Origin of the sequence: Patiriisocius hiemis (genome assembly GCF_031846325.1) — a bacterium.
Taxonomy (GTDB): domain Bacteria; phylum Bacteroidota; class Bacteroidia; order Flavobacteriales; family Flavobacteriaceae; genus Patiriisocius_A; species Patiriisocius_A hiemis.
This window is the reverse complement of record NZ_JAVRHZ010000007.1, coordinates 72,200-94,409: the sequence shown is the minus strand read 5'-3', so window position 1 is coordinate 94,409 and position 22,210 is coordinate 72,200. Positions and strand designations below refer to the sequence as shown.

General features: G+C 32.2%; 24 protein-coding genes. 14 read left to right on the top strand and 10 right to left on the bottom strand.

From position 1 onward, the window contains the following. Positions 1-7: 7 nt before the first annotated feature. Positions 8-841: a CvfB family protein gene (locus tag RM538_RS11350; RefSeq protein WP_311333557.1), complete on the bottom strand. Its 834-nt coding sequence runs from the start codon at positions 839-841 to the stop codon at positions 8-10. Positions 842-924: 83 nt separating this feature from the next. Here RM538_RS11350 and RM538_RS11345 point away from each other — a divergent pair, with 83 nt between their 5' ends. Continuing rightward, positions 925-1,335 (top strand): hypothetical protein, encoded by a 411-nt coding sequence (locus tag RM538_RS11345; RefSeq protein ID WP_311333556.1) that lies wholly within the window; start codon positions 925-927, stop codon positions 1,333-1,335. Position 1,336: 1 nt separating this feature from the next. Here RM538_RS11345 and menD read toward each other — a convergent pair whose 3' ends face one another. Genes menD through RM538_RS11330 form a run of 3 tightly spaced genes read right to left on the bottom strand, consistent with a single transcriptional unit; the run spans position 1,337 to position 4,517 of the window. Then, on the bottom strand, positions 1,337-3,001 hold the full coding sequence (gene menD, locus RM538_RS11340; protein ID WP_311333555.1) for a 2-succinyl-5-enolpyruvyl-6-hydroxy-3-cyclohexene-1-carboxylic-acid synthase: 1,665 nt from the start codon (positions 2,999-3,001) through the stop codon (positions 1,337-1,339). 31 nt (positions 3,002-3,032) lie between these two features. After that, complete coding sequence (locus RM538_RS11335) at positions 3,033-4,094, bottom strand: isochorismate synthase (RefSeq protein WP_311333554.1); 1,062 nt, start codon at positions 4,092-4,094, stop codon at positions 3,033-3,035. A 3-nt stretch (positions 4,095-4,097) separates the two neighbouring features. Next, on the bottom strand, positions 4,098-4,517 hold the full coding sequence (locus tag RM538_RS11330) for a PaaI family thioesterase (protein ID WP_311333553.1): 420 nt from the start codon (positions 4,515-4,517) through the stop codon (positions 4,098-4,100). 41 nt (positions 4,518-4,558) lie between these two features. Here RM538_RS11330 and RM538_RS11325 point away from each other — a divergent pair, with 41 nt between their 5' ends. Further along, complete coding sequence (locus RM538_RS11325) at positions 4,559-5,212, top strand: alpha/beta hydrolase (protein ID WP_311333552.1); 654 nt, start codon at positions 4,559-4,561, stop codon at positions 5,210-5,212. A gap of 1 nt (position 5,213) precedes the next feature. Here the strand turns inward: RM538_RS11325 and RM538_RS11320 are convergent, their stop codons facing one another. Next, complete coding sequence (locus RM538_RS11320; protein WP_311333551.1) at positions 5,214-7,373, bottom strand: TonB-dependent receptor; 2,160 nt, start codon at positions 7,371-7,373, stop codon at positions 5,214-5,216. A gap of 173 nt (positions 7,374-7,546) precedes the next feature. Between RM538_RS11320 and RM538_RS11315 the strand changes: the two genes are divergently transcribed. The 3 genes from RM538_RS11315 to RM538_RS11305 all read left to right on the top strand — a co-directional run bounded on the left by RM538_RS11315 (position 7,547) and on the right by RM538_RS11305 (position 9,685). Then, on the top strand, positions 7,547-8,143 hold the full coding sequence (locus RM538_RS11315) for a YdeI/OmpD-associated family protein (protein WP_311333550.1): 597 nt from the start codon (positions 7,547-7,549) through the stop codon (positions 8,141-8,143). Between the two features lie 4 nt (positions 8,144-8,147). Then, positions 8,148-9,260, top strand: a complete 1,113-nt coding sequence (locus tag RM538_RS11310; RefSeq protein ID WP_311333549.1) for an adenylate/guanylate cyclase domain-containing protein — start codon at positions 8,148-8,150, stop codon at positions 9,258-9,260. A gap of 62 nt (positions 9,261-9,322) precedes the next feature. Beyond that, positions 9,323-9,685, top strand: a complete 363-nt coding sequence (locus tag RM538_RS11305; RefSeq protein WP_311333548.1) for a hypothetical protein — start codon at positions 9,323-9,325, stop codon at positions 9,683-9,685. Here the strand turns inward: RM538_RS11305 and RM538_RS11300 are convergent. After that, positions 9,682-10,962, bottom strand: a complete 1,281-nt coding sequence (locus RM538_RS11300; RefSeq protein ID WP_311333547.1) for an NAD(P)/FAD-dependent oxidoreductase — start codon at positions 10,960-10,962, stop codon at positions 9,682-9,684. The genes RM538_RS11305 and RM538_RS11300 overlap by 4 nt on opposite strands. A gap of 123 nt (positions 10,963-11,085) precedes the next feature. On the opposite strand from RM538_RS11300, the gene RM538_RS11295 reads away from it, so the two are divergent. Both RM538_RS11295 and RM538_RS11290 read left to right on the top strand, forming a co-directional pair. Beyond that, the gene (locus RM538_RS11295) at positions 11,086-11,580 is read left to right on the top strand and encodes an RNA polymerase sigma factor (protein WP_311333546.1); all 495 of its coding nucleotides are present in this window, start codon (positions 11,086-11,088) and stop codon (positions 11,578-11,580) included. Between the two features lie 5 nt (positions 11,581-11,585). Beyond that, positions 11,586-12,233, top strand: a complete 648-nt coding sequence (locus RM538_RS11290; RefSeq protein WP_311333545.1) for a DUF8845 family protein — start codon at positions 11,586-11,588, stop codon at positions 12,231-12,233. Positions 12,234-12,311: 78 nt separating this feature from the next. Here RM538_RS11290 and RM538_RS11285 read toward each other — a convergent pair whose 3' ends face one another. Together RM538_RS11285 and RM538_RS11280 are read right to left on the bottom strand one after the other, a co-directional pair. Beyond that, positions 12,312-13,115 (bottom strand): lysophospholipid acyltransferase family protein, encoded by an 804-nt coding sequence (locus RM538_RS11285; protein ID WP_311333544.1) that lies wholly within the window; start codon positions 13,113-13,115, stop codon positions 12,312-12,314. An 80-nt stretch (positions 13,116-13,195) separates the two neighbouring features. Then, positions 13,196-13,840 (bottom strand): NUDIX hydrolase, encoded by a 645-nt coding sequence (locus tag RM538_RS11280; RefSeq protein WP_311333543.1) that lies wholly within the window; start codon positions 13,838-13,840, stop codon positions 13,196-13,198. Positions 13,841-13,843: 3 nt separating this feature from the next. Between RM538_RS11280 and RM538_RS11275 the strand changes: the two genes are divergently transcribed. Then, positions 13,844-14,554, top strand: a complete 711-nt coding sequence (locus RM538_RS11275) for a peptidylprolyl isomerase (RefSeq protein WP_311333542.1) — start codon at positions 13,844-13,846, stop codon at positions 14,552-14,554. A 1-nt stretch (position 14,555) separates the two neighbouring features. On the opposite strand, the gene RM538_RS11270 is transcribed toward RM538_RS11275, so the two are convergent. Further along, positions 14,556-15,170, bottom strand: a complete 615-nt coding sequence (locus RM538_RS11270; protein WP_311333541.1) for a trimeric intracellular cation channel family protein — start codon at positions 15,168-15,170, stop codon at positions 14,556-14,558. Then, entirely contained in the window at positions 15,167-15,892 is a 726-nt protein-coding gene (locus tag RM538_RS11265) for an RDD family protein (protein WP_311333540.1), read from the bottom strand. The genes RM538_RS11270 and RM538_RS11265 overlap by 4 nt, the downstream gene beginning before the upstream one ends. A 38-nt stretch (positions 15,893-15,930) precedes the next feature. On the opposite strand from RM538_RS11265, the gene RM538_RS11260 reads away from it, so the two are divergent. From RM538_RS11260 to RM538_RS11235, 6 genes are read left to right on the top strand one after another with little or no spacing between them, the layout of a single operon-like run. Next, positions 15,931-16,899, top strand: coding sequence for a stage II sporulation protein M (locus RM538_RS11260; protein WP_311333539.1), 969 nt, complete (start codon positions 15,931-15,933; stop codon positions 16,897-16,899). Continuing rightward, positions 16,880-17,818, top strand: a complete 939-nt coding sequence (locus RM538_RS11255) for a hypothetical protein (RefSeq protein ID WP_311333538.1) — start codon at positions 16,880-16,882, stop codon at positions 17,816-17,818. Before RM538_RS11260 ends, RM538_RS11255 begins: the two co-directional genes overlap by 20 nt. Beyond that, a complete protein-coding gene (locus RM538_RS11250; protein ID WP_311333537.1) occupies positions 17,811-18,539 on the top strand; it encodes a hypothetical protein in 729 nt (242 codons plus the stop codon). Before RM538_RS11255 ends, RM538_RS11250 begins: the two co-directional genes overlap by 8 nt. Continuing rightward, complete coding sequence (locus RM538_RS11245; protein WP_311333536.1) at positions 18,529-19,719, top strand: DUF4350 domain-containing protein; 1,191 nt, start codon at positions 18,529-18,531, stop codon at positions 19,717-19,719. Before RM538_RS11250 ends, RM538_RS11245 begins: the two co-directional genes overlap by 11 nt. 3 nt (positions 19,720-19,722) lie before the next feature. After that, positions 19,723-20,751, top strand: a complete 1,029-nt coding sequence (locus RM538_RS11240) for an AAA family ATPase (RefSeq protein WP_311333535.1) — start codon at positions 19,723-19,725, stop codon at positions 20,749-20,751. A gap of 34 nt (positions 20,752-20,785) precedes the next feature. Further along, positions 20,786-22,120, top strand: a complete 1,335-nt coding sequence (locus RM538_RS11235; RefSeq protein ID WP_311333534.1) for a DUF58 domain-containing protein — start codon at positions 20,786-20,788, stop codon at positions 22,118-22,120. Positions 22,121-22,210 lie beyond the last annotated feature (90 nt).

The following is a 22,210-nucleotide window of genomic DNA, read 5'->3' as shown; positions in this document are numbered from 1 at the left end:
TTATTAATTATTCAACCAATTCTATTCCATCATCTTTAATAATAATCTGTTTGTCTTTATAAAGTGTACCAATCGCTTTTTTAAAACTCTTCTTACTCATACCCAATTCATTTTTAATTGCTTCTGGATCACTCTTATCATGTAATCCAATAAATCCTCCTGCAGCTTTTAATTCGTCTAAAATAAAATTAGCGTTTGGCTCTATACTTTTATAACCGGGGGGTTGTAAGACAACATCTATTTTATTATCGTGTCTAACTTTTTTTACATAAGCAACAAAGGTATCTCCAGAACGGATATCTTCAAAAATATCTTCGTTATAGATTAGACCTTTGTGTTTTCCATTAATAATAACATTAGCACCTTTTTCAGTAATATGAGTAACCAACACATTTATCTCATCATAACGTTCTAAGGTCACATCATCATTTGATACAAAATTATTAGTTTTACTAGAACCAACTAATCGCTTTGTTAATTCATCAAGATACATATACACAATGTACCAGTTTCCAACCTTCATAGGTCTGGCTTGCTCTCTAAACGGAACAAACAAGTGCTTCTCTACTCCCCAATCCATAAAAGCACCATATTTATTTACATCACTACAATGCAAATACCCAAATGTGTTAATTGTAAGGTAGGGTTTTAATGTAGTAGCAATTGGTCGTTCCTCATTATCAAGATAAACAAAGACCTCTAACTCATCTTCTAAGCTGTAATTGGCAGGTTTATACTTATGTGGTAATAAGATGTCATTTCCCTCTTCATCGCCTAGATATAAGCCTGGATCTGTCTCTCTTAAAATTTTTAAAGTGTTGTATTCTCCTAATGTTATCATTGTCACAAAATTACCATTTATACTATCAAATTGGGCTCAAAAAAAATAAAATCATCATAAATTTTTTAGTAACTTCACGGGCAATGAAACCAACTCTTCACCATAATTTCCCTAAAGATGTAGTTCTCAAGGAGTTTATATCTGCAGATTTAGGAACCATCTATTTTTATGATAACATTGTAGTCACAGAAATGAATGAAGGCGTATCTGTCTCATTTAAAACAGGGGCTTCATTGCTTTCCAAGTGTTTAAAAATAGTGGAATTAAAACCTTTTGTGATAATCTCAAATAGAATAAACTCTTACTCTTTAAACCCTAATGATTATAAATATTTAAGCAAAATCCCCAGTCTTAAAGGAATTTGCATTGTGGCAGATAGGGAGGAGGCAAGAGAAAATGCTAAATTAGAAGCCATCTTTTTTAAAAAACCAATTGCCATTTTTGAAACCATGGAAATGGCATATTCTTGGTCACAAAATATACTTCAAAATTAACTTATTTGATAGCTTTAAAATAAGAAAGTAACACTTCATCATTAATTTCTGAAGGTGTAAATACTTCTAATAACCTCGGTTTTTCTGAAACCTTATAAAACTCTTTTAAAGCACTTTCTGTTTGTTCTTTGGTTTTGGCAACTAGATAATCAAAATTAAATAGTTCACATAACTGCTTTGCCGTTAAGTCATGTTTTGTTTCGAAAAAGGTAGTAAAGTGAGCTGACTCCTTAGCTTTTGGTAGTATTCTAAAAATCCCGCCTCCTTTATTATTTAATAGAATAATTCTAAAATTTGAGGGGATATAATTATTCCATAACGCGTTGCTATCGTAAAAAAAACTTAAGTCACCTGTAATGTATAAGGTCTGAAGTTTTGAAGCTACAGCAGCACCTATTGCAGTACTTGTGCTCCCATCTATACCACTTGTGCCTCTGTTGCAAAAAACCTCAACATCACTAGGGAGTGTAAATAATTGTGAATACCTAATTGCTGTACTATTTGCTAACTGAAGTTGTAAAGGTTTTGACAAGTTTTTAACTATACTTTCATAAACACTAAAATCTGAAAAAGGGATATTATTTAAATAAGTATTATGCCCTTGTAGCCTTTTAGACTTAACAGCTAACCAAGTATCTCGATAAGTGCTCGAAATTGGTGTTGACTTATTTAGTAACTCCTTTAGAAAAAGAGAAGGGGTAGTCTTTACATGCTTATCTAGTGTAAAATATGTATTGTAGGCTTTTTTGGCATCTACATGATAATGAAATTTTGGCGGAAAGTTTCTTAAAAATGCTTTGATTTTTTTTGAAACTACCATTCCTCCAAAACTCAACAAGATATCTGGTTGTAGTTGCATAAAGCCATCTTGAGTTAATGGCGCTATTAATTGATCTATAGCATTTATAAAGTTAGAGTGTTTAAGGTTTGAAGTAGTTTCTGTAAGTACCAAAACACTTTCATTAGCGGCTAATTTGTTTATTATTTTTTCTTCAATACTATTAGGAGGTAATACTCCAACGAGTATCATTTTTTTTTCTGCTTTATTCCAATTAGTAAAAACACTATCTAATTCATCATAAATTAAAGTTGTTTTTTTCTTAGGAATCTTTAATGAGGTGGTTATATTTCTTTTTTCAGAGGTATTGTAAAGTGGCTCAGAAAAAGGAACATTAATATGTACAGGTCCCTTCTCGTTAACAGCTTTTATTAATGCCTTACCAATCTCTTCTTCATTATAAGATTGAGAGTTTTTGCCTTCTTTACAATTAGCATTGTACAATATATGTTTTCCATACACATTTTCTTGCATAATGGTTTGCCCATCCCCAACTTCAATTAGGTGCTCTGGCCTATCTGCAGATATAACAACAAGAGGAATGTCACTATAAAAGGCTTCGGCAATAGCTGGATAGTAATTAAGTAGTGCAGAACCAGAAGTACAGACTAAGGCAACTGGTTTTTGGGTTTGTTGTGCGATGCCTAATGCAAAAAAAGCAGCGCAACGTTCATCTACAATACTATAACAATTAAAATGGTTGTCTAAAGTAAAGCCTATTGTTAAGGGAGCATTGCGAGACCCAGGAGATATCACTACAGAAGTAACCCCAGAGTCTAAACACAATTGGGTTACAGTTTGCGATAAAATTTTATCTGAAAAATGCATTTATACAAAGGTACAAACTGCATGGTTATAACTAAAGAAAGGGTGCTAGAACTTGCAGCATAGTTTGCTGTTTTTTTTGTGTTTCTATACGCTCATCTTTAGGCTTAGAAGAAGCTGTAATACCGCCTCCTGTATATAAAGTTGCTTTCTTATTTTCAATTTTCATACATCTAAGGTTTACATAAACCTCTCCTACTCGTCCTTTGTTTGATGTAATTCCAAAAAAACCTGTATAAAAAGACCTATCATAGCCTTCATTTTTAAGAATAAAATCTTTAGCCATTTCTGTTGGAGTTCCACAAATAGCTGGCGTAGGATGTAGTCTACTTGCTAAGCTGGAAACATCATGAACTCCTTTATTAAGTACTCCTGTGATATCTGTTTTTAAATGAGCTAGTGTTCCTGCAACATGAGTTTTAGCTTTACCAATATTTAAGGCTGTAGTTATACTTTGTAAAAGACTAGAAATGTCTCTTGTCACCAAGCTTTGTTCTTCTTTTTCTTTTACAGTCCAAGAAATACTAGCTCCGTTAGTTTGTGTAGCTGCTAGGGCTATAGTATTAATCACACTACCATCTGTTTTTAACAATAACTCTGGAGTTGCTCCACACCATAATCCATGATTGGGATGGTACCATATATACCTGTACGCATCTGGATATAGATTAAAAAGCCTAGTAAGTAAATTGTCTATTTTAAAGTTTTTAAGGTCAATAGATACATTTCTAGATATAACAACTTTCTTTAAATTTGTTTTTTTAATTTCAGAAATTGTTTTACTAATTAGGCCTTCATAATCACTAAGTGTTTTCTTGGATTCTTGAATTTTAACAGTAGTTTTTAATGTATTAATATTGGGTACTGTAGTTGTATAAACTTCGCTTCCTTCAAGGGGGTACAAATAAACCTTGTCCTTTAATAAAAAAGGAGCGAAAAGAAACCCATCATGACTATTTACAGTAACTGGGTGTAATACCTCAAGTGTTGGAAATATAGCAGTAGCAGAATCTTCATTAGGTTTTGAGAAAAACACAAAAGGCCTTTTCGCAGCATAGGCTGCTTCAATTTTACTTGTTAGATTAGAGTATTCCATACTCTATGTACGTAATGTAAGCGTAGTTAGTTTTATTAATGATACTAATTTTTCATCCTCATTAGTAATTTTTATTTGCCAAAGCTGAATAGTTCTTCCTTTATGCAAAATTTTTGCTGTTGCATATACATAACCCTCTTTTACACTTTTTACATGATTTGCAGCTATCTCAATTCCTCTAATTGCAACATTTTCTTCATTAAGAAAGATAAAAGCTCCTGCACTCCCAACACTTTCGGCAAGTGCAACAGATGCGCCTCCATGTAAAACGCCATCAGGCTGATGTACTCTTGGTGTAACTGGCATTTTTGCAACTACAGTATCCTCTGTAACATCAATAAACTCTATATCTAGAGTCTCCATCAACGTATTTTTACACATCTTACGGCAACCTTCTAAAATTTCTTCTTTACTGTATTTCATTGTACATAGATTATCTTTGTAAAAATACAAAATATGCCACTATGTCTATAGAAAAAGCTGTTACTTATACAAACAAAAATACCTACACGACGCTAAATACTTTTACTGAAAAAACTAAAAATGTATGGCTAGTATTTCATGGGATGGGGTATTTAAGCAAGTATTTTGTACGTTATTTTTCTGAAATTTCTAAAGAAAAGAACTACGTTATTGCACCTCAAGCGCCTTCTAAATATTATCAAGGAAAAAATTTTAAGCATGTTGGTGCCTCTTGGCTTACTAGAGAGAATACCATTGAAGAAACTAAAAATGTTTTGAACTATATTGATGCTATTTGGAAAAATGAAAAGCCTGAAAAAGACACTATCAATTTAATAATTTTAGGTTACTCTCAAGGAGTATCTATAGCCACTAGGTGGGCAGCCACCAGAAAAATACAATGCAATCATCTTGTCCTTCATTCTGGAGCTATTCCAACTGAATTAGAGCCAACAGACTTTAATTATTTACATCCAAACACCAATGTTACTTATCTCTACGGAGATAAAGATGAGTATATAAACGAAGCTAGAAAAACTGAGCAGACCCTAAAAGGAAACAACCTTTTTGGTAACAAACTTAACATTATTAAGTTTGAGGGGATACACGAAGTTTATAAGCCATTTTTAAAACAGCTTTCAGGAGAGAATAACTAGTTTACAAATTGTTAAGTTGATTATCTGTTCCGTCATCACTAATAGTCCAAAAGAAACCAACAAAGAAAAATTGGTCTGCAGCTGGACGTAACGTTCTTCTGTTAAACATTCCATCTGCATTAGGAATATTAGCATATTGATATCCATTAATATTATTAAAACCTAGTACATTATTTACAGAAAAGTACAGGATTTTTTGTTGTGAAATTAAATACGCCCAGTTAAAACTAAGGTTGTTAAAAGCTTTTGTTTTTTCTTGGAGAAATCCTGGTTTATTAGGATTAGTATATGTTCTTCCACTAGCAAATTGGTAACTAAATCCAATCTGGCTTTTCCAATTTTCCATCCAGTATTTTGTGACCAAAGAAGCATTATGAGCATTTGCAAAAGAAGGCACAGCAGCTGTTGGAAAGTTTTGATACTTACGTTCACTATCTAGATATGAGTAACTTACCCAGTAATCCAAATTTCTAAATGTTTTATTATCTCTCCAAAAAACATCGAACCCTTGTGCAAAACCATTTCCTCTAGTTCCTATTGTACTATCAAAGCTTAAAAATTCTGTGTCGTATGTGATTAGATTTGAATATTCTTTTCTGAATAACTCTGCCCTTAAAATTCTATTATTAGCAACATATTGGTAGTTTATAATATAATGTTGGGTTTTTCTTGCCTCTAATGAACTATTAAACTTTAAAACTTCATTAGTTGGCTGTTGATAAAAGTCACCATAAGCTACAGAGAATTGACTATTTTTTCCAGTTTTATAAGCTACCGAAGCTCTTGGTGACATCGTAAACTGCTTAAAAAGGTCGCTATACTCACCTCTTAACCCTAACTTAACAGCAAACTTTCTAGAAAAAACAATATCACTCTCTGCAAAAGCAGCAGAGATATTATTATTAAACCCGTAGTTGATATTAAAATCTGTCTCTGAAAATTCTTCAGTAAAATCGGTTAGAAATTGCTCGGCCCCAAAACGAAGTTTTACACGATTACTAAACTTTTTTTGGAGACGTACTTTAAAGTGAGCCGAATTTTCAGTATCGTCTATATCGCTTGTATTAATACCTACTCTTGTTTTTGCGGTTGTGAAACTTCCTCCTGTAAACAACTTCCATTTCTTCTTTAGGTCTGTAGTATAATTCGCATTAGTATAAAAATTAGCATTTTTAAGTTTAAAATTAACTCCAGATGGGTCATTAATATCTTCTTGAGTCAATTCAAAATTGGATGTATCAAAAGCAGCATATAGTTTTAATAACCCCTCTCCTATTTTATGCCTATAAACGGTTTCTCCTGCTAATGCTTCAAAAGGTTTTTGCCAATCATTTCTGTCTGGAAAAGCTGCAATATAAGGAGCAAGATTAATGTAGGAAGTGTTTACACTTAACGAGCTGTTTTTCCACTTTTGGGTGTTTCCTAAGCCAGCACCTAGGGTCATTAAAGCAATTTCGGTTTTTTCTTGATCGGGTTCATCAATAGTATTTAATAATAAAACAGATGAGAGTGCCTGTCCATATTCGGCTGAGTATCCTCCTGCTGAAAAAGTAATACCATCAAATAAAAAAGGGCTGTATCTTCCTCTTGTGGGTATATTGTTGGTAGTTGGCGTATAAGGCGTAAATACTCGAATTCCATCTATAAAAATTTGAGTTTCTCCAGCATCTCCTCCACGTACAAAAAGGCGACCATCCTCAGCGACTGTAGTAGTACCCGGTAAAGTTTGTAATGCTCCAACAAAATCACCTAGCGCACTCGCAGTTGTCACAACATCTAAGGGCTTTAATACAGAAACTTTGCTATTATCGCTAGCCTCTAATGTTCCGGCAGATATCACAACAGTATCTAAGGAGTTTACATCCTCAGCTAATACTATAGAGACATTTTTTAATTGAGAAATATCTGCTGCCATCATAAATGTTTCAAAAGAAACATAGGATACTGTGAGTGTTTGTATTCCAGTTTCAAAGGTCTCAAAAGAGAACACCCCTTCTTTGTTAGTTGTAGCTCCATCGTAAGTACCATCAAGAAATACATTAGCACCAAAAATAGGAGTGCCATTTTTTTCAGTAACCTTTCCACTAATAGTTGTTTGCGCAATACCTTCAGAAAGGATAAAAAAAGATAATAGTAGGATGATTGTTTTAAAGTAGTTCATTTTCTTTTTGATTAATTTGACAGTACAAACATCTTTAAGAAGATTGTAGTACACAGAAAAATAATACCCAATTGCATAATTAGGGAGCTGAATTGTAAATTAATCATAAAGTGAAAATATCTTATTTTCAGAAAAACTAAAAATAGTATCTTGGTAATTAAAACAGGAACAAAATGAATGATAGTGCAAAAATAGATGCCTATATAGCAAAGCATTCTAAATGGGCATCACAACTAACTATTTTACGTAATATTTTTTTGGACACAGAGCTTGATGAAGTAATAAAATGGGGAAGTCCAACTTATAGCCTAAATGGAAAGCTAGTCGCGGGGATTGCAGCTTTTAAAAACCACTATGCAGTTTGGTTTCATCAAGGAGTTTTTTTTAAAGATGATGAAAAAGTTTTAGTAAATGCACAAGAAGGTAAAACAAAAGCATTACGCCAATGGCGTTTTGAAGAGAATGATACAATTAAAACCCAACTAGTAAAAAAGTACGTAGATGAGGCGGTCGAAAATTGTAAACAAGGAAAAGAAGTAAAAGTTGAACGTAAAAAAGAGGTTATAATTCCTGAAGAACTACAAAATGCATTTTCTAAAAATAAAGCACTCCATGAAGCATTTAAAGGCCTAACCCCAGGGAAGCAACGAGAGTATGCTGGATATGTTTCTGAAGCCAAAAGAGATGCAACAAAACAAAAAAGAATTGAAAAAATAACACCTATGATAATTAATGGTGTTGGACTACACGATAAATATAAAAACTGCTAAACAATTGAAAGAACCAAGATTTAAAAAGTATACCTCAAGACAACTCTGGTATTATACTAAAAGAGCCTTATACATTTTATTTGCTTGGGTACTTATTTCTAATCTCATATTCTTTTATGAGTTTTTTACTTTAAAAAGCGAAGGTGTGTTGAGCTCTAGCTTTGACTTTAAAACTTCTTTTACTGCTAATTTGATAGTAGGAGTAATTGCAGGATTAATAGGTGGAATATTTACGGTAAACCTTATGGAGCGTTGGCTACGAAAGTATGCTTTTTGGAAGGCATTACTATACATCATTGTAATATATATAGTTGCTGCTTATTCAATTAGTGCTTTGGGAGCATTTTATTATTACACAGATTACCTCTCACTCCCTTTTTATCATGAAGATATATTAAGTGAAGTTTACTTATTCTTTGGAAGTTGGTTATTTATAAAAAACCTATTTATATGGCTTGTTATTGTTGTGGTCACATTAATAGTACTTATTGTAAATGACAAATATGGACCAGGCGTTTTCCCAGATTATTTAATGGGTCGATACTTTATGCCTAAAAATGAACGACGAATTTTTATGTTCGCAGATATACGAGATGCTACAACCATTGCAGAAAAATTGGGTGAGGAAAAGTACTTTAATTTTTTGAAGGACTTTTATCGTGATATCGCACCAGCTATTGTTCAAACACGTGGAGAGGTATATCAATATGTAGGAGATGAAGTGGTAATTTCGTGGAAAATGAAGCATGGTTTAAAAAACGGAAATGCAATTCGTTGTTTTTATAGCATGAAAAAAATTATTGCTTATAAATCTAACAGGTATCTAAGAAAGTATAATGTTGTACCAGAATTTAAAGTTGGTTTTCACTTTGGGAATGTAATGGTTGGAGAGATTGGAAAGCTTAAAAGAGACATTGCATTTTCTGGAGATGTGCTAAATACAACTTCCAGAATACAAGAAATGTGCAATGAACTTCAAGTTGATATTTTAGCCTCTTCAGAGTTTGGAGATATTGCATATAAGCTGCCTAAAGGAGTAGCAAAAAAGTCTTTAGGAGCAAAAAAACTGAAAGGGAAAGCTAACGATATTGGACTGGTTACCTACTACAAAGTATAAGTTTTTAAAGTTTGGAATAATTAATGTAGTTTACTTTGTAGTAACTAATAAAATTTTCAACTATGAAAACAGATCTTTACACAAAAGCCGTACTTACAATTATTGCTATATGTCTTGCAATTAATGCAATAGAAACCATTGATATATTTCCCAAAGCATTTGCTTCAGAAAATAATACTACTCCAAAAGTAACTTCAGATTATATGTTAGTTCCAGTAAACGAAGCTAGCACAATGGATGTACGTATTGTAGATATTAATACCTATGACGAGCTCAATGTTAATATAAAAAGTGTTGATACGTATGATGAGTTAGACGTAAACCTAAAAAGCATAGAGACTAGTGATGAGCTAGATGTAAATATTGATGAGATAGGAGGAAGTTTTGTACTTTCTGGAGGGCCAATTCCTGTCAAGGTTAATTAACTTTTTCTCTTAAAGGGTCTTATAATAAGACGTGCAGCTCGGTCATAATTAATATAATTATACGCCCAGTTAAAAAAGGTAACTACTCTATTTCTAAACCCTACAAGAAAAAATAGATGTATAAACATCCATACAAACCAAGCAAAAGGCCCAGCAAATTTAAACTTCTTTAAATCTACAACAGCTTTGTTTCTCCCTATAGTTGCCATAGAACCTTTATCAAAATAAGAGAAGGGAATTAAGCTTTTATTGTCTATTATTCTCTTAATATTCTTAGCTAAATGTTCTCCCTGTTGTATAGCTGGTTGTGCAACTTGAGGATGTCCTTTTGGGAACTTACCTGTCTGCATTAAAGCAATATCTCCTAATGCAAAAATAGTTTTGTATGACTCTACTTGATTAAACTCATTAACATTGTATCTATTTGCTCTTTCTGCTAGAGCCTTAGCATTAAGACCTTTTACAGGCGCACCTGTAACTCCTGCTGCCCATATAAATGTTTTAGTTTTAAAAGATAAGTCTTCATTTACTGTTGTGACAATTTCCCCATCATACCCATTAATTAATGTATTTAAATGAATAGTGACACCTAATTTTTCTAAATACAGTTTGGCCTTTTTTGAAGAATGTTCACTCATTGCACTTAAAACTCTATTAGCCCCTTCTACAAGATGCACTTGCATATCTTGTGGTGTTAAGCTTGGGTAGTCTACAGCCAAAATACTTTTTCTAAACTCTGCCAATGCCCCCGCGAGTTCAACTCCTGTTGGGCCGGCTCCAGCTATTACAAAGTTTAGAAGCTGAAGTCGCTTCTCTTTATCTTCAGTAATGTCTGCCTCTTCTATATTTTGTAGCACAAGACTACGTATGTTAAGTGCTTGAGGGACACTCTTCATTGGCATGCTATTTTTTTCAATAGTCTTGTTACCAAAATAATTTGTTTTAGTGCCTGTTGCAAGCACCAAATAATCATAAGAGAGGTTACCAATTGTAGTTTCTATCGTTGAATCCTTGGTGTTTATTGATGTAACTTCTGCTAACCTAAAATGAAAATTTTTATGCTTTCTGAATATTTTTCTAAGGGGATATGCAATAGAATCTGGTTCTAATCCCGCAGTAGAAACTTGATATAAAAGAGGCTGAAATGTATGGTAGTTATGTTTATCGAAAAGTACAATCTGTACTTTTTCTTTTCTCATTTTCTTAATAAAAGAAATTCCAGCAAAACCACCACCTACAACAATAATTCGAGGCAAAGAGGAAGTAGGTATATTCATTATAAATGACTATTATTACAAAGGTAAGGAGTAAATAAATGAGACACTAATCTTTTTTATTTTTTAAAATAGTGTAACAATAAAAGTTCACTACCTACTAATGCAATAGCTAACAATCAATCATTGAATAAAAAACTCGAACATAGTTTTGTTACTCAGCTAGAAGAGAACCAAAACATTGTGCATAAGATTTGTAGGTTATATACAAATAATAGCGACGCGCACAATGATTTGTTTCAGGAGATTACTATACAATTATGGAAAGCATTTCCAAAGTTTAGAGGGGACGCTAAGTTTAGTACATGGATGTACAGAGTTGCTCTTAATACAGCAATAACACTTTACAGAAAGTCTAAAAGAAGAGTAAAAACACACGATTACGAAGGTGTTAGTTTTAAGATATCTGCCGAAGAATATGACGATACAATTGAAGAACAATTAAAACTAATGTATAGTGCCGTAAAGACCTTAAATGATATAGACAAAGCTCTAGTGTTTTTATACCTGGAGGATAAAAATTATAAAGAAATTTCGGAAACATTGGGAATAAGTGAAGTAAATGCAAGGGTAAAGATGAACCGAATAAAAGGAAAACTTAGAAAAATATTAAATCCGTAAAAGCTATGGATCAACTAGAATTATTAAAAGAGAAGTGGAAAAATACGGAGCAACAGCTCCCTACTTTGTCCTATGATGACATTTATAAAATGTTACTAAAAAAATCATCTTCTATAGTGAAGTGGATTTTCTTTATAAGTATTGCTGAGATTTTATTTTGGACAGCACTATCCTTTTTTATTCCTGAATCTAGTAAAGCAATTAATGAAGAGCTTGGCTTAAAAAATATATTCTTAGTGGTGAATATTATTAACTATTCTGTTTTTATAGTTTTCATTTACCTATTCTACAGAAACTATCAAAAAATTCAGGTTACAGACACGAGTAGGCAACTAATGAAAAATATATTAAACACTCGTAAAACAGTAAAGTACTTTGTTGTTTATAACGTTGGTGCATCAGTCTTAGCTCTTATAGGTATTAATATTTATTACTATTTTGAAAAAGACAGACTTTTTGAAATAATGAAACAAAACTTTGATGGCTATGCTTCTATCCCACCAGAAACATTTACAGCTGTTTTCTTTGGCTCTCAAGCAATTGTAGGTATTTTATTTATTGGGTTTTTATTACTTTTTTATAGACTTATCTATGGTATTTTGTTAAAGAGACTTAAACGCAACTATAGGGAGTTAAAAAAGATGGAGGTTTAGATTTAAAAATATGGGAGATCCCAATGGTAATTATATAGTATTGAAAAAAAGAGTAGAGTTATTCTTGATGCTTCAAAATTAGTATCTCCATTGTCTTTCTTTGTTTAACTCTTCTTCCTTTTGTAATTCTTCTTGCGGAATTACCTTTAAAAATGAAGGATGTTGCTCTATAGCGTATTCAATTTTTTCTACAATTTCATTTATAGATTCATTTTCATAATCTATTTCTAGGGGTTGCTTAATTTCCATAGATTGCAAAATACCGCGTTTCTTTATACGTAACCCCTTTCTGTCAAAAGACCTCCTAAATCCATCTATAACAATAGGAACAACAAGAGGTTTATTCTTTTTAATAATATGAGCAGTACCTCGCCTAATAGGTTTCCATGGGCGAGTAGTTCCTTGTGGGAAGGTCACAACCCAACCATCATCTAGAGCAATTTTAATATTACTTACATCACTCATTTTTACTTGACGATTTACTTCTTTACCTTCGGCTCGCCATGTACGTTCTATACTAACAGACCCTGTGTATGCCATAATTTTAGGAAGAAGTCCAGATTGCATCGTCTCTTTTGCAGCTACAAAATACATATTAAGTTTAGGCTTCCATAAATACCCAATATTTTTAATACTATCTTCCCTTCCACTCAAACTAGCATTAAATACGTGAAACATTGCTACTACATCTGCAAAATAAGTTTGATGATTAGAAATAAATAAGACGTTAGTATCTGGAAGGTTACGTAAAATATCACTTCCTTCAATTTCAAGTTTATTAAACCCCTTAAATCTCCGGTGGGTTAAAGCACCAAGAATGCGTATTAACCACAGTTTTATAAATAGTATATGTCCAAAAGGATTCTTTTTAAAAAGCCCCATGTAAAATGTTCGGTTTTTATGTTGTAGACTACTTGTATTAGTAGAAAAGTCTAGGGTTCAAAGATACAAAAAAACAAAGGTTAGATTATTTGTTTCAGCATAAGTCGTATTTCATTGAGCATCATTGCTGTAGCACCCCAAACAACTTGTTTGTTTAATAAAAAGGCAGGTACTTGTATTTCTATTGCATAAGAAGTGGTTAGCGTTTTGGTCACTAAAACAGTATCATTCATAAATTGCGAAAGTGGCACTTCAATTATTGCTTCTACTTCAGAATCTTGAGGAATAAAATCTAATTTCTGGTTACTAATACCAAAAAATGGTTGAACAAAAAAGTTACTAGGCGGAATATAAATTTCAGTAAGCTCTTTTAAAACTTTTATCTTATCTCTGGTAATCCCTATTTCTTCTTCTGTCTCTCTTAATGCTGTGTCTAATATATCCAAATCATCACTCTCAACTTTCCCTCCTGGAAAACCTATTTGAGCAGAATGTACCCCTTTATACGTTTTTCTAAGTATAAGTACTAAACTTGTTGTTTCATCTTTTTGAGAGGGGTAAAATAATGCTAAGACTGCTGCTTTTCTTGCTGTATTTTTACCTCTAGCCTTTTTTTTAAGTTCGAGTAAGCGTTCAATAGGTGCCATTTCTAGATGGGAGGTTTCACCAGGAAGTTCCATTTTGCTTATTTTTACAATCTGTTTTTCAAATTTTGAAAATTCCATTCTATGAAGACTTTTTACCTGTTTTTTGTGCTGAGCTTAATTTTTTTTGCAAGTTGTGAAGATACTAAAAAGGAAAAAAAAATAACTACTGAAAGTACTTCAGAAAAAATAAAGGATAGCATTTCTTCTGAAGCAAATAAAGGAACTAATAACCAGCCAGTATTTGAAAAAATAACAAGTGATAACGTAGAATCATTTTTAACCCAATATGAAAAAAACAACCCCGAAAATAAAGTAAAAATTATTACGCAACATGGTAATATAGAGATTGAACTTTACGAAGACACTCCTTTACACAGAGCCAACTTTATTTACCTAGTAAAACAAGGGTATTTTGACAAGACATTTTTCCATCGCGTGGTACCAAACTTTATAATACAGGGAGGAAATAGTGACAATGCAGATACCAATAAAAAAAGATTTAAAATTGGGAATGAGTATTTAATCCCAGCGGAGATAACTCGTAATCATACCTATGGAAGTGTTTCTGGAGCTAAGCAATACCGAGAAAACCCAGACAAACAAACTATGCCTTTTGAGTTTTTTATTTTTCTTGGACCACAAACCTCAACCAGTCACCTTAATGGTAACTATACAGTCTTTGCAAAAGTCACTAAAGGAATGGATGTAGTTGAAAAAATTGCTAACTTGCCAAGAGATGAAGGCGAATGGCCACTTAGAAATGTAAAAATTAAAACTGAAATAATTAACTAATTTATTCTACCTCTTTTTTATAAATACTAGGCAATGACCAATTAAAAGTAACAGCTAATAATCGCATAGTAATTACAATTGAGCCAGAAATTATAACAACAAGGTTTTCTCCAACTCCAAACTTACGTAATACAAAATAAGCTACACCCCCTAAAATACAAGCAGTAGCATAAATATTTTTTCTAAAAATTATAGGTATTTCATTACACAAAATATCCCTAATTACACCACCAAAACAAGCCGACATAGTACCTAATGCAATACAAATTAAGGGTGGAAAATTAGCATCAATACCTTTTTCAATTCCCACAATAGTATAAAGTGCAATACCAATAGTATCAAACAAAAAAAGAGACCTTTTGACATATTGTAATTTTTCACGAAAAATAATAGCAACAATCGCAGAGATTATAATTACATAAACAAATGTTAGGTTTCGCATCCACACAACATTAGCGTCTATAAGAACATCTCGTAGTGTACCTCCACCAACAGCTGTTACAAAGGCTATAATAAAGATGCCAAACAAATCCATCTTTTTTCTTGTAGCAGTAAGTGCTCCAGATACAGCAAATGCAATGGTCCCTAATATGTCTATGATTAAAAATAAACTCACATGTTCTGGGTGTAAAAGTTATAGTCTTTTAAAACAACATCTATGAAAGGCTTGTCATACATATCTGCCTCAACTTCAATTACAGACTCTACTTTTTTTCTAAGTGCATTAAGTGTTTTAAAATCACTAGAGCCTAAGGCAACAAGATAAATCTCTTTAATTAATCTAGCATCTTTATCTGTTAGATTTATAACTGAAGGAAACGTTGGAGTATAGTCTTCGGCTATTTCTTCAAGTATAGTATGAGAAATCTTTGTTTTTTGCTTTGTAGATATTACTACAGTTCCAGCTGCCATATCTCCAAGTCGTTGGTTTTTTTCAGTAAATATTAAATACAGAAGCCCAATAGAGCCAAGAAAAATCCAGATATCGACTAATCGAAGCATCCATAACGTTAAATAATTAGACCAATGAACTGGATTGCCATCTATTTTTACAACTCTAATTTTCATGATCCACTTACCCAAAGTTCGACCATTAAAAAGGATATGCATATATAAAGAATAAAACATAACGGGTAAAAGCAGTAATTGCTGAATTCCGAATATGGTCCAATTATCACTTATTGCTTGCCCCATTGCAGAGGTAATTAACTCAACTACGTAGAGGTACACCGAAAACAATAATAAGTCAATCAAAAAAGCTAAAATACGCTCCCCAACACTTACAACCGTATAGTCAAGATTTACATTTTGAGTAGTGTTAATTGCTAAGTTTGCCATATTAAAACAAGTGTTTATCTTTATAAAAAAAATGCGCTATGCGGGAGGCGGCATTCGTCAAGCAAAATAAGGAAAAATGGATTGCTTTTGAAAAGGCAATCACGTTAAATTCTAAAATAAGTCCAGATTTATTAGCAGATTACTATATCCAGCTAACTAATGACTTATCATATGCTCAAACATATTATCCCGAGAGTAAGACACTACTATACTTAAACTCAATAGCATCACAAGCACACCAAAAAATCTATATTAATAAAAAAGAGACAAAAAACAGAGTAGTGAGTTTCTGGAAATATGAATTTCCACTATTTTTTAAACAATACCACAAAACACTTTTCTATACATTCTTATTATTTGCAATTGCAACAGCAATTGGTGTAATTTCTACAATTAATGACGATTCATTTGTAAGACTAATTCTGGGTGATGCCTATGTAAATAAAACATTAGATAATATAGAAAATGGAGACCCTACTGCTATTTACAAAAGTGGTGGTGAGTTAGGTACCTTTCTAGGCATTACCATAAATAATATTCGAGTAGCCATTTTTGCATATGCTGCAGGTGTTATTACTTCTATAGGAACAGGCTATATTCTCTTTAGCAATGGTGTAATGCTTGGAGCATTTTTTGCTTTTTTCTACAATAGAGATTTGCTATTTGAAGCTTCAAAAACGATCTGGCTTCATGGTACCATAGAAATTTCAGTAATTGTAATTGCTGGTTGTGCTGGGTTAATAATGGGAAACAGTATTTTGTTTCCGAAAACCTACTCCAGAAAAGTCTCCTTTGTGAAAGGAGCAAAAGATGGGTTAAAAGTGGTGGTAAGTACAATCCCATTTTTTATTATTGCAGGCTTTATTGAAGGCTTTATCACACGATACAGTAATATGCCTGTTTGGTTGGCAATGACTATTATTTTTAGTTCTTTAGCACTTATTATTTTCTATTATATAATTTACCCTATACGTCTGAACAGAAACTATGCAGCAGGATCATATTGAGTTAAAACAACGAAGAGATATTGGTGAGATAATTGCTGTATATTTCGACTTTTTCAAAAAAAACCTAAAACCATTTATCAATATTTTTATACGGTATAATGGTATCTTTTTATTAGGTTTCTTGGGTGTTAGCTACCTACTAGTTACAGGCTTTATTGGAATGATGCGAAGCACGCAATCTACAATAGGCGGTACAGCAGTAACAGAAACCATAGATAGTTCTATGTATCTTGGATTTGGGGCATTAGGATTTTTTGCATTATTAATAATCACTTCAATACTTAATTATAGTCTTGCAGCTTCTTATAGTATAGAATATCAAAAAAAGGATACTCCTGAAGTTGAAAAAAAGAAAGTTTGGGGCTTAGTTTCAAAGTATCTTGGAAAAATAATCTTATTTGTTATCGTTGCGGGTTTACTATTCTTGGTCGTTTTTGTGATAGGGATGATTATATCTTTTATCCCTGTTTTAGGGACTTTTGCTTATTATGCATTACAACTTGGCTTTTTGGCTTGGATGGGATTGGCTTTTATGGCGATGTTATACGAAAATAGAGACTTAATGGATGCCATAAGTGAAGGATGGAATTTACTTTTTAAATATTTTTGGAAAAGTGTTCTAGTAAACCTAGTGGTAAGTTTATTACTTAGTATTTTACTCATGGTAGTACTTATGATACCAGGCATTTTAATTGGCATATACGCATTCTTTTCTTTGGAAGCTGGTGTTGATTTAGCTGAATCTGCAGTAGCAAAAGTTGTCTGGACTTTAGCAGGTACTATTGTGTTAATTGTCTATACCTTCAACCAGTCATTATCACAGTTTGTAAATAGTGTTCTATACTTTTCAATTCACGAACAAACCTATAACCAAGTAACAAGGAGTAAAATTGACCAAATAGGAGCTACTATTGAATAAGAAAACTGCCATATTAACACTATTAGGGTTTATTCCTTTTAAGATATTAGCTTTTACTCAAGATAGCCTTAGAGTGGTTGTTGACAGTAGTCTTGTTTCTCAAAGAAGTTTTTCAGAAAAACTTTCAGAAAAATATACTGGAAATGAGTTTGATTATGACACTATGGATGGAGAAGCAGAGAACTTTATCTTTAGAGCAATACGTTGGTTTTTTAGAAAAATTGGAGACTTTTTTGGTTTTGATGTAAGTCCAGAAATGATAAAATTTCTAGAGTTGTTTTTTTATACACTTATTGGAATTTTAGCTGTTTATATAATAATAAAATTATTGGTTGGGGATAGTCCGTCTTCATTCTTTACGAAAAAAAGCACCCAACTAGCTCCTCTTAACATCCAAGAAGAGCATATTGAAAATATAGACTTAGATGCATTAATAAAAGAGGCTCTTAAACAAGGAAATTATAGACTTGCAATTAGGTATATGTATCTAAAAAGCCTGAAGGAGCTTTCTCAGAAAAATTTGATAGACTGGCATTATGATAAGACTAATACAGACTATTACACAGAAATTAAGGACGGAACTTTAAAAAAAGCATATAAACAAACATCTTATTTATATGATAATATTTGGTATGGAGAGTTTGAGTTAGATACAGCTGGTTTTGATATTGCAAAAAAAGATTTTGAACACTTAACAAAACAAATTAACCATGTTAGATAAGCGTTCAAAAAGAATACTCGTAATATTTGGTATTGCCTTATTAGTCTTGGTGATTACTGAAACAGTACGCCCTAAAGAAATTAACTGGAGTCCTAGTTATACATCTAGCGATAAAATACCTTTTGGAGGTTATGTGCTTTACGAAGAATTGCCATCCCTATTTAATAACAAAACTCTAGAAACCGTAAGTGAAGATCCATACGTATTTCTTCAAGATAGTACTAATTACAAAGAAAACTCTGCTTATCTATTTATAAATAATTACGTCTATTTTGATGCTACCCAAACCGAAACTTTTTTAAATTATGTCTCCAAGGGTAATACTGCATTTATGTCGGCTTCTAGTTTTGGTTATATATTAGAAGACTCTTTACAAGTAAGCATAAACACTAATTACACAGCCTTAGAAGAAGAGTTAAAACCAACATTATTTTCAACTTCATTTACACCAGACTCCTTACCAAAATTTAAAAGAGGATTGTATAAGACTACTTTTTCAGAAATAGACACTTTACAAACAAAAGCATTAGGTTATTTTACTGAAAAAGATAGTATTCTTAATGAACTTAATTTTGTTAAAGTTGGGTATGGAGAGGGTAAAATATACCTCCATACAGTCCCTGAAGCATTTTCAAATTACTATTTACTTAGAGATAGCCAGGAGTATGCAGCTGGAATACTTTCGTATATAGAAGCAGACCATATTTACTTAGATGCCTATATGAAGTCTGGAAGAAAAATTGTAGAATCGCCTATGCGATTTGTACTGAGTCAAGGATCATTAAAATGGGCTATTTATTTACTTTTAGCTAGTTTACTGCTTTTTGTACTTTTTAGAAGCAAGAGAGAACAAAGAATTATCGAAGTTGTAGAACCTCTTGAAAATTCATCTATAGAATTTACTAAGACCATAGGAGATTTATATTTTCAGCATAAAGACTATGGTAATATTATTGCAAAAAAAATCACCTACTTTTTAGAGTTTATACGCACAAACTATTACTTAGACACAAATGAATTAGATGATAACTTCATTAAAAAATTAGCATCAAAAAGTGGAAGTAATATTGATGACACAAAGAAACTAATTAATACGGTAAAACACTTTAAAGAAAAAGTAATGCATACAGAAGCAGACTTAATATCTTTAAACAAACTAATAGAAGCCTTTACAAAATAAATTATGGAAGATTCACAAAATAATACAGGAGCACAAGAAACTCCACAAGATGAAACTAAAGGGATGGAGTTTACTTCTCGCATAGATCTTAAAGACTTAGAAAGTGCAGTCCAAAAAATTAAAGCAGAACTAGGTAAAGTAATAGTTGGTCAGCAAAACATGCTAGAAATGCTTATTGTATCTATCTTAAGTGATGGGCATTCACTTATAGAGGGTGTACCTGGTGTTGCAAAAACTGTTACTGCTAAGCTACTTGCAAAGACAATGGATGTAGACTTTAGTAGAATTCAATTTACACCAGATTTAATGCCTAGTGATATTTTGGGGACTTCGGTTTTTAATGTAAAAACAAGTGAGTTCGAATTTAAAAAAGGTCCGGTTTTTTCAAACATTGTTTTAATTGATGAAATAAACAGAGCTCCTGCAAAAACCCAAGCTGCTTTATTTGAGGTAATGGAAGAACGACAAATCACTATGGATGGGACTAAGTATGCAATGCAACCTCCTTTTTTAGTATTTGCAACACAAAACCCTGTAGAACAGGAAGGAACATATGCTTTACCAGAAGCACAGTTAGATAGGTTTTTGTTTAAAATAAATGTTCCATATCCTAGTCTAGAGGAAGAAATAGTAATTTTAGAAAATGAGCATAACCGCGAAAATAAAGTTGCATTAGACCTAATAAAACCAGTTTTAACTGCATCGCAAATAGCTGAATATCAAAACACTATTAAAAAAATAATTATAGAGCCTAACTTACTAAAATACATCGCTGCAATTACAGATAACACTCGTAATAATGCCAATCTCTTTTTAGGTGCATCACCAAGAGCATCATTGGCTATTATGAATGCCTCTAAGGCTATGGCAGCTATTAATGGTCGTGATTTTGTAACTCCAGATGATATTAAAAAAATAGCTCCAGCAGTTTTAAATCACAGAATATTATTAACTCCAGAAAGAGAAATGGAAGGTATTACTCCAGATAAAGTAGTTGCACAAATTATTGAAGCAATAGAAATTCCTCGATAAGTAACTGTAAATAGAAAAGTTCTAATAAATAATAATGAAGAAGTTTATTAAAAGTTTGTATCTGCAAAAACGGTTTTTTACTGTATTATTTTCGCTTACAGTAGTTTTTGTGTTTTCATACTTTTTTGAAAATTTATTTGGGCTCTGTAAATTCTTATTATTACTATGCTTTGCTTTTTTACTTTTTGATATACTCTTATTATATAGAAATAAAGTTGGCATACAAGCTTCTAGAATACTTCCAGAAAAGTTATCAAATGGAGATGATAATGATATAGAAATACAACTTATAAACAGGTTTCAAATAAAAACATCTGTAAAAATTATTGATGAGCTTCCAGTACAATGGCAACGAAGAGACTTTGAAATAAATACAATCTTAAAACCTTCAGAAGAAAAAAAGTTTACCTATACTGTTCACCCTACAGAAAGAGGAGAATACCACTTTGGAAATTTAAATGTTTTCTCATCTTCAATCTTAGGGTTTGCTGCTAGAAGACAGCAATTTGCAGCAGAACAAATGGTGCCAAACTATCCTTCCTTTTTACAATTAAAAAAATACGATTTCATTGCTTTTACTAATAGATTAAAACGCTTTGGTCTTAAAAAGATTAGAAGAATAGGACATACAATGGAGTTTGAACAAATAAAAGAATATGTTCCTGGAGACGATGTAAGAAATATAAACTGGAAAGCAACAGCCAAACGAAATGAGCTGATGGTAAACCAGTTTCAAGACGAAAAATCACAACCTGTTTATTCTGTCATAGACAAAGGTAGAGTTATGAAAATGCCTTTTAATAAATTAAGCCTTCTTGACTATGCTATTAACGCTACACTTGTAATAAGTAATATTGCACTTAAAAAACATGATAAAGCAGGCATGTTTACTTTTTCTAGAAAAGTTGAAGATAGAGTAGTGGCACAAAGGCGGAATGCGCAAATGAATCTTCTCTTGGAAACCTTATATAATATAAAAACAGATTTTTCAGAAAGCGACTTTTCTCGGTTGTATATAGACGTAAAGCACTATATAAAGCAAAGAAGTTTGTTATTACTTTATACAAACTTTGAAACACTTGATGCTTTACACAGGCAACTTCCCTATCTACAAGCTATTGCAAAAACACATTTACTAGTTGTTATCTTTTTTGAAAATACAGAATTAAAAGCCTATTTAAATAAAAGTGCTGAGACTACACACCAAATTTTTGAGAAAACTATTGCTGAAAAGTTTGTTTTTGAAAAGAAGCTAATTGTAAATGAACTTCAAAAATATGGCATACAAAGCATCCTAACCGCACCAGAAGACCTAACTGTAAATACAATTAACAAGTACTTAGAAATAAAAGCTAGAGGGCTTTTATAGATAACTTTTAAAGGGTTATCTATTTAAGTATAATTAGTACAATACACTTCATCCTACTAAAACTACAGTTGAGTAGCTTTCATTGTATCC